The organism is Cetobacterium sp. (assembly GCF_048470075.1).
Taxonomy (GTDB): domain Bacteria; phylum Fusobacteriota; class Fusobacteriia; order Fusobacteriales; family Fusobacteriaceae; genus Cetobacterium_A.
In genome coordinates this window covers 25400-37532 of the sequence record NZ_DBGBQB010000320.1, presented here as the reverse complement: position 1 = coordinate 37532, position 12133 = coordinate 25400, and the positions used below count along the sequence as shown (strand labels likewise).

Annotated in this window: 12 protein-coding genes; all 12 read left to right on the top strand. The window is 31.5% G+C overall.

Going from position 1 to position 12133, the window contains the following annotated elements; genetic code table 11:
* The coding region (locus ACMOUI_RS11215; RefSeq protein ID WP_418965779.1) for an FtsW/RodA/SpoVE family cell cycle protein at nucleotides 1–1021 on the top strand (1021 nt) is incomplete at its 5' end.
* Nucleotides 1022–1304: 283 nt separating this feature from the next.
* Complete coding sequence (gene pnp / locus ACMOUI_RS11210) at nucleotides 1305–3416, top strand: polyribonucleotide nucleotidyltransferase (RefSeq protein ID WP_418965778.1); 2112 nt, start codon at nucleotides 1305–1307, stop codon at nucleotides 3414–3416.
* Between the two features lie 87 nt (nucleotides 3417–3503).
* A complete protein-coding gene (rimO, locus tag ACMOUI_RS11205) occupies nucleotides 3504–4844 on the top strand; it encodes a 30S ribosomal protein S12 methylthiotransferase RimO (RefSeq protein ID WP_418965777.1) in 1341 nt (446 codons plus the stop codon).
* Nucleotides 4845–4862: 18 nt separating this feature from the next.
* On the top strand, nucleotides 4863–5432 hold the full coding sequence (gene pgsA / locus ACMOUI_RS11200; RefSeq protein WP_418965776.1) for a CDP-diacylglycerol--glycerol-3-phosphate 3-phosphatidyltransferase: 570 nt from the start codon (nucleotides 4863–4865) through the stop codon (nucleotides 5430–5432).
* Between the two features lie 9 nt (nucleotides 5433–5441).
* Nucleotides 5442–5696 carry a YggT family protein gene (locus ACMOUI_RS11195; RefSeq protein WP_023049560.1) on the top strand — a complete coding sequence of 85 codons (255 nt, stop codon included), beginning with the start codon at nucleotides 5442–5444 and terminating at the stop codon, nucleotides 5694–5696.
* Between the two features lie 48 nt (nucleotides 5697–5744).
* The gene (rsmH, locus tag ACMOUI_RS11190) at nucleotides 5745–6683 is read left to right on the top strand and encodes a 16S rRNA (cytosine(1402)-N(4))-methyltransferase RsmH (RefSeq protein ID WP_418965775.1); all 939 of its coding nucleotides are present in this window, start codon (nucleotides 5745–5747) and stop codon (nucleotides 6681–6683) included.
* 14 nt (nucleotides 6684–6697) lie between these two features.
* Nucleotides 6698–6970: a hypothetical protein gene (locus tag ACMOUI_RS11185; RefSeq protein ID WP_418965774.1), complete on the top strand. Its 273-nt coding sequence runs from the start codon at nucleotides 6698–6700 to the stop codon at nucleotides 6968–6970.
* Nucleotides 6971–6987: 17 nt separating this feature from the next.
* Nucleotides 6988–8349 (top strand): 23S rRNA (uracil(1939)-C(5))-methyltransferase RlmD, encoded by a 1362-nt coding sequence (gene rlmD / locus ACMOUI_RS11180; protein ID WP_418965773.1) that lies wholly within the window; start codon nucleotides 6988–6990, stop codon nucleotides 8347–8349.
* A gap of 12 nt (nucleotides 8350–8361) precedes the next feature.
* Nucleotides 8362–8964: a glycerol-3-phosphate 1-O-acyltransferase PlsY gene (gene plsY / locus ACMOUI_RS11175; RefSeq protein WP_418965781.1), complete on the top strand. Its 603-nt coding sequence runs from the start codon at nucleotides 8362–8364 to the stop codon at nucleotides 8962–8964.
* A 13-nt stretch (nucleotides 8965–8977) separates the two neighbouring features.
* Nucleotides 8978–9979, top strand: a complete 1002-nt coding sequence (locus ACMOUI_RS11170) for an NAD(P)H-dependent glycerol-3-phosphate dehydrogenase (RefSeq protein WP_418965772.1) — start codon at nucleotides 8978–8980, stop codon at nucleotides 9977–9979.
* A 123-nt stretch (nucleotides 9980–10102) separates the two neighbouring features.
* Nucleotides 10103–10927 carry a sigma-70 family RNA polymerase sigma factor gene (locus ACMOUI_RS11165; RefSeq protein WP_418965771.1) on the top strand — a complete coding sequence of 275 codons (825 nt, stop codon included), beginning with the start codon at nucleotides 10103–10105 and terminating at the stop codon, nucleotides 10925–10927.
* Nucleotides 10928–10943: 16 nt separating this feature from the next.
* The gene (dnaN, locus tag ACMOUI_RS11160; protein ID WP_418965770.1) at nucleotides 10944–12065 is read left to right on the top strand and encodes a DNA polymerase III subunit beta; all 1122 of its coding nucleotides are present in this window, start codon (nucleotides 10944–10946) and stop codon (nucleotides 12063–12065) included.
* Nucleotides 12066–12133 lie beyond the last annotated feature (68 nt).

Genomic DNA, 12133 nt, shown 5'->3' with positions numbered 1-12133 from the left:
GTATATTTTATTATTTTTTATGATATATCTTTTTATTGGTAATGCTGGAAAAATAAAAAGTTTAAAATTGACATATAAAGTCTTAAGTAATAGGAAGGTAAACGGAATTATTTTTCTAACAAGTATTTTCATACTATTTGGAATGTATGTTGGTGGTAAGATGGGATTACCATTTATACCTAAAATAAATGGTGCCTATGGATGGATAAATTTAGGCCCAGTTTCCATTCAACCTGCAGAAATTTTAAAATGTGCTTTTGTTATAAATATGGCAAACTGTTTGGCAAGAGCGGAAGATAATGATTTAAGTGAAAGTGTAACAATTATTAATGCTTTAATATATCTATTAGTTTATGGAGTTTTAATTTTAGCACAAAAGGATATGGGAACAGCTATTCACTATTTAGCGATTTGGCTATTTATGATATTTATGAGTAAATTGAAAGATAAATGGATTTTAAGAGTTAGTTGCTTAGGTGGAATATTGGGAGTTGGAGGTCTAGCGGCAGTATATAAATATGCTACAGAAGAGGGTGCATCATATAAGATAATGAGAATAAAAAGTTATATAGATGGATTGTTCTTTGGAAACTATTCAGATGACTATGGATATCAAGTGAAGCAATCAGTTTATGCTTTTGGAAGTGGAGGACTATTTGGAAAAGGATATGCCAATGGAGTTCAAAAATATAGTTATCTTCCTGAGATTCATACGGATTTTATAATGGCAACTTTCGGTGAGGAGTTTGGTATACTCGGTATGTTTGTTGTAGTTGGTTTATTTTACGCTCTATATCATTTTATAATAGTCACTGGAAGAGAGTGCAAAAACTACTTTGGAAAATATTTAGCCATGGGAATGGGAGCGCAACTGATAACTCAAGTAATTATAAATATATTTGTAGCAGTTGGTTTGTTGCCAGTTTTTGGATTACCAATGCCATTTTTTAGTTATGGAGGAAGTGCAATGGTAACAATGGGAATCGCTTTAGGTTTGATTCATAACATGAACGTAGAGTAAATTTTTTATGAAACCCCCTTATTGTAAAAGGGGGTTGTTTTTTTAAATAATTAAACTTTTTAATTTTTTGATATACTAAAAGCTTAACAAAGCTAATAAAAGTAATACTGAATTATAATTAAATAAGAAATTGCATTTTATATGTAAAAATGATATACTTTAATGCAAGAATATAGAGGATAAATATAAGGTAAGTAGTAAGAGATTAAAGCTAAAAAATTTAGTTTTAGTTCCTTATTATTTGCTATATTTATCCTCTACCAATTTAAAAGGAGGAAACTTAATGTTTAATGAAGTAAGTTTAAGCTTAGAAATAGGTGGAAGACAATTAACGTTAAAAACTGGAAAAATAGCTAGACAATCAAATGGAGCTGTAATGGTTCAATATGGAGATACTATTTTATTGAGTACAGTTAATAGAAGTAAAAGTGCTAGAGAAGGAATTGACTTCTTCCCTCTAACAGTGGACTATGTTGAGAAATATTATTCAGCTGGAAAATTCCCAGGTGGTTTTAATAAGAGAGAGGCTAGACCATCAACAAATGCTACTTTAATAGCAAGATTGATAGATAGACCAATAAGACCTATGTTCCCAGAAGGGTTTCACTATGATGTTCACATTGTAAATACAACACTTTCTTATGATGGAGTATCAACTCCAGATTTTATGGGAATTGTGGGGTCATCGGTTGCTTTAACTGTATCTGATATTCCATTTATGGGGCCAGTAGCAGGAGTAGTTGTAGGTATGATTGACGGAGAGTTCATCTTAAATCCAACTCCTGAGCAATTAAAAGTGAGTGATTTAGATTTAACTGTAGCTGGAAGTATGGATGCTATAAACATGGTAGAGGCTGGAGCTAGAGAAGTAGATGAGGAAACTATGTTAAAAGCAATTATGTTTGCTCATGAGAATATAAAAAAATTATGTGAATTCCAAAAAGAGTTCCAAGCTTTGGTAGGAAAAGAGAAGATAGAGTTCCAAGCTCCAGAAGTGATGCCAATCGTTAAGAACTTTATAGACCAAAATGGAACGACTAAATTAAAAGAAGCTGTTTTAACAACTGGAAAACAAGCTAGACAAGACGCAGTTGACCAGTTAGAGGAGTCTTTATTTGAAGAGTTTGTAGTGGCAAACTTTGGAGAAGAGGAAGTACCGGCAGAGGTAGTTGCTGAATTTGCTAAGTATTATCATGATTTAATGAAAGAGTTAGTAAGAGATGCTATTTTATATAACAAACATAGAGTTGATGGAAGAGCGACAACAGAGATTAGAGATTTAGCTGCTGAAGTTAACGTATTACCAATTGTTCATGGGTCTGCTTTATTTACTAGAGGAGAGACACAGGCTTTAGTTGTAGCAACATTGGGAACAAAAGAGGATGAACAACTAATAGATGGATTGGACGAAGAATACTTCAAAAAATTCTATTTACATTATAACTTCCCACCATATTCAGTAGGAGAGTGTGGAAGAATGGGTGCTCCAGGTAGAAGAGAGTTAGGACATGGGTCACTAGCTGAGAGAGCATTAAGTTATGTTATGCCAGCGGTTGAAGATTTCCCATACACAGTAAGATTAGTTTCAGAGATTACAGAATCTAATGGTTCATCATCTCAAGCTTCTATCTGTGGAGGATCATTGGCTTTAATGCACGCAGGAGTGCCAATTAAGGAGCATGTAGCCGGTATAGCAATGGGACTTATTAAAAAAGATGATGACTATGTTGTATTAACAGATATAATGGGACTAGAGGATCACTTAGGAGATATGGACTTTAAAGTGGCTGGAACTAAGAGTGGAATCACAGCATTACAAATGGATATGAAAATAGCTGGAATATCTGAAGATATAATGAGAATAGCTTTAAGTCAAGCATTAACAGCAAGATTAGAGATTCTTGAATTAATGAATAACACTATATCAAACACTAATGAGTTAGCACCTACAGTACCAAGAATTCACCAAATGGTAATTCCAAAGGATAAAATTGCTGTTCTTATAGGACCAGGTGGAAAAAATATAAAAGGTATTATAGAAACAACTGGAGCTACAATTGATATAGAGGATGATGGAAGAGTATCTATCTTCTGTAAAGGGTTAGATGTTTTAGAGGAAACTATAAAGTTAGTAAATGGATATGTTAAAGATGTTGAGGTAGGAGAGGTATATTTAGGAAAAGTTGTAAATATAGCTAAATTCGGAGCTTTCATGGAAATATTACCAGGAAAAGAGGGATTACTACATGTTTCAGAGATATCTTTAGAGAGAGTAGCTAATGTTGAAGATGTACTAAAAGTTGGAGACACATTCGAAGTAAAAGTAATTTCTACAGAAAATGGAAAAATAAGTTTAAGTAGAAAAAAATTATTACAGGAAATGGCAGCTGAATAATTTTTAAATTCAAGGGGGATAACACAGAGGACTTCAACCTCTGTGTTATTTTTCCGTATAGTAACATTAATTTGAAGGATGGTAAAAATGAGATTAGGTTTAATAAGTTTAGGTTGTAGTAAAAACTTAGTGGATAGTGAGCACTTAATTGGGCTTATGGTAGCTAGAAAAGGCTTTGAAATAACAAATGATTTAGATGAGGCAGATGTTGTTTTAGTAAACACGTGTGGATTTATAGGAGATGCAAAAGAGGAGTCAATTCAGGCTATATTAGAAGTGGCTGAGAAAAAGAATACTGGAAATGTAAAAAAAATAATAGTTGCAGGATGTTTAGCTCAGAGATATGCAGATGAATTAATTGCAGAAATTCCAGAGATTGATGCGGTTGTTGGAACAGGTGAAATCCATAAAATAGAGGAGATTGTAGATACAATTTTAGAGGATGATAAAATTGTGAAGTGTGATTCTTTTGAATTCTTAGCAAATGCGGGAACTGAAAGAATATTGACAACAAATCCTCATACTGCATATTTAAAAATAGCTGAAGGATGTAATAGAAGATGTACTTATTGTATTATTCCACAGCTTAGAGGGAATTTAAGAAGTAGAACAATAGAGGATATCGTTGAAGAGGCAAAAGCTTTAGCTGCAAATGGGGTAAGAGAGATAAATCTATTAGCTCAGGAAACAACGGAATACGGAATTGATCTATATAAGAAAAAAGCTCTTCCAGATCTACTTAAAGAGTTAGTGAAAGTGGAGGGTATCGAGTGGATAAGGTCATACTATATGTTCCCTAACTCATTGACAGATGAGCTTGTAGAAGTAATAAAAAATGAACCAAAAGTTTGTAAATATTTTGATATTCCAATACAGCATATCTCAGGAAATATATTACAAAATATGGCAAGAGCTAAATCAGGAGATCATATAAAATCTATTTTAAATAAAATAAGAACTGAGATTCCAGAGGCAACTATAAGAACTACTGTTATTGTGGGATTCCCAGGGGAAACAGAGGAAGATTTTGAAGAGTTAAAAGATTTTATAAAAGAGTTTAAATTTGACTATGTTGGTGTATTTAAGTACTCAAGAGAAGAGGGAACTGTAGCTCACGACTTAGCTGACCAAGTTCCAGAAGAGATAAAAGAAAAGAGATGGGCAGAGTTAACGAATTTACAAGCTGAAATCGCAGAGATAAAAAATAGAGCGATGATAGGTAAAGTTGTAGAGGTTATGATAGATGGAATCTCTTCAGAGAGCGAGTTTATGTTAGAGGGAAGAACAAGAGGTCAAGCTTTAGACATAGATGGAAAAGTATTAACAAATGATGGAACAGCAAAGCAGGGAGAGATCGTAAAAGTAAAGATAGAACAAAATTTTGAATATGACTATATTGGGGCAATTGTGGAAAACGAATGGTCTTAAAATAAGGAGGAATCAATCTTGAATTTGCCAAATAAACTTACAGCAATTAGATTAATATTAGCAGTACCTTTTATATATTTTTTACAAGAATCAGCTGGAACTACGCACCATACTCTATATAGAATGATAGCTTTTGGTATATTTATTTTCGCATCATTGACAGATTGGTTAGATGGATATATAGCAAGAAAATATAATTTAATAACTGATTTGGGGAAAATTATGGATCCATTGGCAGATAAAATATTAGTAATCTCCGCATTGGTAATATTTGTAAAATTAGATTATATTCCATCATGGATGTCTATTGTAGTTATTGCTAGAGAGTTTTTAATCAGCGGAATAAGAACAATAGCTGCAGCAAAAGGAGAGGTGATTCCTGCTGGTATTTTAGGAAAATATAAAACAACAACTCAAATGATTGTAATCATTGTTATGTTATTCTTTGGATTAGGAAATACTCCTGAAAAAGAGATAATGTATAAAAATATATATTATTATATGACATTGATTCCAGTTGTTTTAACCATTTGGTCTGGTTGGGAATACTCAGTGAAAGCGAAACACTATTTTTTAGGAGAGAAATAAGGAGAAAATATGGGATTGATTTATAGAATTATAAACTTAGCTTTTGAAATTATGAATATACTTATATTGATAAGGATAGTAATCTCTTGGCTAGCACCATATTCAAGAAATGATTTTACAAATCTTGTATATGCTTTGACAGAGCCGATTTTAAAACCATTTAGAACTTTAATACCAATGGGAAATGTTAGAATAGATTTGTCACCAGTGTTGGCTTACTTTGCTTTGAAGATTCTAAGATATATTATTTTTTATTTATTATAATAGAATAGAGAGGCCAATGGCTTCTCTATTTTTTGTAGGAGGAACAAAATGCACGAGATAGAAAGTGAATACCACATTCCAGTTTTATACTATGAAACTTTGGAAAATTTAATAACGGATAAAGATGGAGTATATGTAGACTGTACTTTAGGAGGAGGAGGACACTCTGAAGGTATATTAAGAGAGTTGGGAGATAATGGAAAGTTAATCTCCATAGATCAAGACGATCAAGCAATAGAATTTGCTAAAAAAAGATTGGAAAAATATGGAAAAAAATGGTCTGTATTTAAAAATAACTTTGAAAATATAGAGACTGTTTTATATATGGCAGGAGTGGATAAAGTAACTGGAATTCTTATGGATATAGGGGTTTCATCAACTCAATTAGATGATCCTGAAAGAGGGTTTTCATATAGATATGATACAAAACTAGATATGAGAATGAATAGAGATGCAAAACTTTCAGCTTATGAAGTAGTAAATGACTATGAAGAGGGAGAGTTAACAAGAATATTCTTTGAATATGGAGAGGACAGATTTGCTAGAAAAGTAGCCAGATTGATCTGTGAGAGAAGAGCGGAAAAGCCTATTGAAACAACAGGAGAACTTGTGGATATCATAAGAAAAGCTTATCCTCCTAGAAGTGAGAAGCATCCGGCTAAAAAGGTATTTCAGGCTATTAGAATAGAGGTAAATAGAGAGTTAGAGGTATTGAAAAATGCTATAACAAAATCTTTCAATAGTTTAGAGAAAGGTGGAAGATTAGGTATAATAACATTCCACTCTTTAGAGGATAGAATTGTAAAAAATATGTTTAGAGATCTATGTACAGGATGTAAATGTCCAAAAGAGATTCCAATATGTGTTTGTAATGAAAAACCAAAGGGTAAACTGGTTAATAGAAAACCGATTACATCTGGTCAAGAGGAGCTTAAGTTTAACAATAGAGCTCACTCTGCAAAATTAAGAGTTATTGAAAAATTATAAAAAAGGAGGGCCTAATGAGAAGAAAAAAAGTTTTATTAACACTGGTTGGTATAATTTTAATCTGGTCATTTTATGGGTACCTTATAAGAACAATATCGTATTTAGAAAAAAGTAATTTGAAACTTGAAAGAGAGTTAAGAGAGCTAGAAAAAGAGCAAAGTAAAAGAATTTATGAATACGATTTATTGATGGATTTAAGAAAAATAGAGCAAGAGATGAGTAAGAAAAAAAATATGGTTATATCTGAGAAGATAAATTTCTTTAAGATAGAAGATAGCTCTTTGTAAAAAAATAGGAGAGTGTAATGAAGTTAGAAAAAGGACAGATAATTGAAATAAAAATAGATAAAATAGTTTATGGTGGAGAGGGATTAGGTTATTATAATGGCGAATTTGCTATGTTTGTACCTATGTCTGTACCTGGGGATATTTTAAAAGCAGAGATAATATCTTTAAAAAAAAGTTATGGAAGAGCACTTATAAAAGAGATAGTAACTCCTGGAGCTGAAAGAGTTAAAGATTCAGACAATATAACTTTTGAAGATTTTCAAGGTTGTGACTTTGGAATGTTGAATTATGATGCTCAATTGAAATATAAAAAAGAGATGGTTGAAGATGTAGTGAGAAGAATAGGAAAGAACAGTGATGTAATAATAGAGGAAACACTGGGATCTCCTATAGAGAAAAACTATAGAAATAAAGTTGTTGAACCATTCTCTTTAAATGGAGATGAGATTATAACTGGATTTTTTAAAAGAAAAAGTCATGATGTATTCCAAGTTGAAGATAATATGTTAAACTCAGTGCTAGGAAATAGAATAATAACTGATTTGAAGAGTATTATAAATAGAAAAAAATTAACAGTATACAATGAAAAAAAGCATACAGGTCTATTAAGACATGTTATGGTTAGAACTAACTCTTTCAATGAGGCAATGTTAGTACTGGTTATAAATGATAAATCAGTTTCTGAAAATGTAAAAGAGCTTTTAAAAGAGGTAATGAGTACAGTTAAAGAGATTACTTCTGTATATGTTTCTTTAAATGATAGAAAAACAAATGTGGCTATTGGAAATAAAAATATACTTGTATTTGGTAAAAAAACAATAAAAGAGGATATCTCAGGAATCCACTTTAATATATCACCGACATCTTTTTTCCAAATTAATTTGGAGCAAACAAAAAGATTATATGAGTTAGCTATAAATATGTTTGAAAACATTGAAAATAAAACTATTGTGGATGCCTATGCAGGAACAGGAACAATAGGGATGATTCTATCTAAAAAAGCTAAAAAGGTATACTCTATCGAAATTGTGGAATCTGCAGTAAAAGATGGGATTAGAACAGCAAAAGAGAATCATATAGAGAATGTAGATTTTATATGTGGAGATGTAAATAAAGAGTTAGGAAAACTTATAAAATCAGAAGCAGTGGATTCTATAATCTTAGACCCTCCAAGAAAAGGGATAGATGAGGAGAGTCTATTAAATATTGCTAAAGTTGGAATAAAAGAGATAGTTTATATATCTTGCAATCCATCAACTTTTGCGAGAGATATAGAGATATTAGAAAGAGAGGGATACAGACTAGTCAGAGTAAAACCAGTAGATATGTTTCCTCAAACAAGCCATATAGAAGTAGTGGGAAGATTAATAAAAATATAGGAGGACTTTATGATAAAGTTTTTAATATTTGCAGTGGTTGCATATATATTTGGTTCATTGCCTTGTGGAGTATGGTTAGGAAAAGCAACTAAAGATATAGATATAAGAGAGTATGGAAGCAAAAATTCAGGGGCAACAAATGCATATAGAATTTTAGGTCCAAAGTATGGTATAATGGTTCTTATATTAGATGCTTTAAAAGGTTATATTCCACTTTATATTGCAAGTTCATTTGGTGTGGATGGAATATATATTATAGTATTGGGATTGATAGCTATATTAGGTCATACATTTTCATTCTTTTTACAATTTAAAGGTGGAAAGGGCGTAGCTACAAGTTTAGGAGTTTTTCTTTTCCTAATGCCTAAAGTGGTAGGAATTTTGGTTTTAGTTTTTATATTAGTGGTAGGAATAAGTAGATATATATCTCTAGGATCGGTTATTTGTGCAGCATTGTTACCGATTTTAGCATATTTTATGCCAGTGAGAGATTCTTCAACAAGAATGCCTTTAGTTTTTATATCTCTACTTGTGGGAGTATTTGTAATATATAAGCATAAAGCAAATATCCAAAGACTTATGGATGGAAAGGAAAATAAATTTAATTTAAAGTAAGGAGATAAATTAAATGGAAAAGGTAGTTGTAATAGGAGCAGGAAGCTGGGGAACAGCTTTAGGTATGGTTCTAGCCAAAAAAGGCTATGATGTTACAATGTGGGAACACAACAAAGAGATAGCTGAAAAGTTGAACTTAGAGAAAGAGAACAAACGATTACTTCCAGGGGTTAAATTTCCAGAGAATTTAAATGTAACCTGGGAATTAGATGGGCTTTTATCTGATGTGAAATATATTATTTTTTCTGTACCATCTCAAGTTTTAAGAGGAGTTATGGCAAAAATATCCCCGCAAATTGAGGAGGATATGATTTTAATAAATACAGCAAAAGGTATAGAGATTTTAAGTGGTGAAACGCTATCTCATGTAATGAAGGATGAAATAAAAGGTAAATATCATAAAAATATAGTAATTTTATCTGGGCCAACTCATGCTGAGGAGGTTGCTCAGGAGTTGCCAACAACAATTGTTGCAGCTGGAGAGATTGATAAAGCTAAAAAAGTTCAAGAGTTATTCAACACAGAGAACTTTAGAGTTTATGTAAGCGAAGATATTGCTGGAGTTGAACTGGGTGGTGCGGTTAAAAACTGTTTAGCAATAGGAGCGGGAATAGCTGATGGACTAGGTTATGGAGATAATGCTAAAGCAGCTCTAATAACTAGAGGAATAGCAGAAATGATAAGATTCGGTAAAGTTATGGGTGCAAATGAAAGAACTTTTTCAGGTTTAACGGGGATTGGGGACCTAGTTGTAACATGTGCAAGTCAACATAGTAGAAATAGATATGTTGGAGAAAGACTTGGAAAAGGAGAGAAAATAGACGATATACTAAAGAGCATGGTTATGGTAGCTGAAGGGGTACCAACTGTAAAAGCTGTTTATGCTAAAAAAACAGAGTTAGGTATAAGTATGCCAATAGTTGAAGCTATTTATTCAATAATATACGAGGGAGCAGACACAAAAGAAAAGGTTAAAGAGTTAATGACAAGAGAGTTAAAAGAGGAGTTTTACTAAAAAGTTAAATAGTTATACTTATAGCAATTAATTACATTAAAAATAAAAATCAAATTTAAAAATTAAATAGCAACACGGAGATTCAAAATAGAAAAATATAACTAATGAGGGTATGGGGTGTATATGACAGAAAAAGATTTAGTTTCATTTTATCTAGATGATATAAAAGAGTATGAAGTGTTAGGAAAAGATGAGGAGATATTACTGTTGAAGAAAGCTAAAAATGGTGATATTGAAGCAAGAGAAAGATTGATTTTATGTAATTTAAGATTAGTGGTCAATGTAGCTAAGAAGTATGGAAGTAAAGGCATGAGCTTTATAGATTTGATCAGTGAGGGGAACTTTGGTCTTATCCATGCCATTGAGAAATTTGATGTAGACAAGGGGTACAGATTCTCGACCTATGCTGTATGGTGGATAAAACAAGCCATAAGCAAAGCTATAATCAGCAAGGGTCGAGAGATAAGAATACCATCTTACAAACATGATTTATTAAATAAGATAAATAAGTTTATAATGGATGCAGTTATGCTAAAGGGTGATTATCCAAGTATATATGAGATTTCAGAGGGATTAAATATAAACTTAGAAAAAGTTCAAGATTTAATGATGGAGTTTCAAGAAACGGTATCACTGAGTTCTCCAATAGGAGAGGATATCTGTTTAGAGGATACAATAGCTAGTGAGGTACACAACGATTTAGAGGATAATCTGATTAGAGAGATGAGTACAGCACAGATTAAAGAGATTCTGAATAAGCTAAACGAAAGAGAAAAGCAGATACTTAAGCTTAGATTTGGGTTCGATGGGAATCAAATCCATACTTTGGAAGATATAGGGCAAAGTTTTAGCATAACAAGAGAACGAGTAAGACAAATAGAGCAAAAAACATTAGAAAAATTGAGAATACGTTATAGTGACTTACTAAAAGGAAACTATTACTATTAAAAGCAAGGAGGTTAAATTGATTTTAAAAGTTAATAGATTGGAATTTCTAAAAAAAATAAAAATAGTAGAAAAGGCCATCAATGAGAACAAAATAAGACCAATTATATCTTATGTATATATAGAAACAAGAGATAACAAACTATGGTTTTGTGGAACAAACTTAGAGTTGACAATATCTACACATATGGATTGTGAAATACTAAGAGAGGGGAAAGCTGTATTTCAACACAACTTAGTTGAGGAATATTTAAAAGAGATTAAAGATGAAGAGATAACTTTAAATATAGATGAGGATATCTTAACAATAGAGACATCAGATTCAGCCTCTGAATTTATGCTTATGAATGCTGAGGAGTTTCCTAGAATGCAGGAAACAGAATTAAATGATGAGGAATTTGAGTTTAAATTAAAAAAAGTGGATTTAGCTGATTACTTTGATAAAGTTAAATTCTCAGCTTCTATGTCTAGTGATAATTTATCAATAAATTGTATCAGATTGGAGATAGAGGAAAATAAAATAAAATTTATATCCACAGATACGTATCGATTAACATATTTAGAGCATGAGTATTTAGAAAATAGTGGAACTTTTAAAGTGAGTATACCTATAAATACGATAGATGCAATGTCTAAACTATTAAGAAATGGAAATGAAGAGGAGATAGGGTTTATTCAGAAGAATAAACAGCTATATTTTAAATTAGGAAACATTTCTATAATAAGTAGAGTTATAGACTTACCATTTCCTAATTATAAAACAATTTTAGAAGCTAGTGGATATAATAAAAAGTTACAAATAAATAGAGTCGAATTTGAAAAGATGTTAAAAAGAATTCAGATATTTGTAAAAAATAATTCTGAATCAAAATTCGGAGCGATATTTACTCTGTCTGGAAATAACATTGATATTGAAGGAGTTGGAGAAATTGCAAAGGCTAAGGAGATTGCGAAAGTAGATTATGAAGGAGAGAGTTTAAGAATCTCTTTAAATGTTAAGTTCTTATTAGAGTTTGTTCAATCAAGTGATAAAGATATTGTAACACTGGAGTTTACAACATCAAATAGCGCTGTAAGAACAAGAAATATAGAAGAAGATAATTATACTTATATAGTGATGCCATTAGCTTTGAAAGACTAGATAAAAAAGACTAGCTTACAGAGTGAGCTAGTTTTTATTTTGCAAAGATAAATTCTTTGTGGTATAAT

Bases quoted from the DNA above. Each gene is read 5' to 3' on its own strand.
- pnp (WP_418965778.1), top strand. From the start codon at position 1,305: ATGTTTAATGAAGTAAGTTTAAGCTTAGAAATAGGTGGAAGACAATTA.
- rimO (WP_418965777.1), top strand. From the start codon at position 3,504: ATGAGATTAGGTTTAATAAGTTTAGGTTGTAGTAAAAACTTAGTGGAT.
- ACMOUI_RS11195 (WP_023049560.1), top strand. From the start codon at position 5,442: ATGGGATTGATTTATAGAATTATAAACTTAGCTTTTGAAATTATGAAT.
- rsmH (WP_418965775.1), top strand. From the start codon at position 5,745: ATGCACGAGATAGAAAGTGAATACCACATTCCAGTTTTATACTATGAA.
- ACMOUI_RS11185 (WP_418965774.1), top strand. From the start codon at position 6,698: ATGAGAAGAAAAAAAGTTTTATTAACACTGGTTGGTATAATTTTAATC.
- rlmD (WP_418965773.1), top strand. From the start codon at position 6,988: ATGAAGTTAGAAAAAGGACAGATAATTGAAATAAAAATAGATAAAATA.
- ACMOUI_RS11170 (WP_418965772.1), top strand. From the start codon at position 8,978: ATGGAAAAGGTAGTTGTAATAGGAGCAGGAAGCTGGGGAACAGCTTTA.
- ACMOUI_RS11165 (WP_418965771.1), top strand. From the start codon at position 10,103: ATGACAGAAAAAGATTTAGTTTCATTTTATCTAGATGATATAAAAGAG.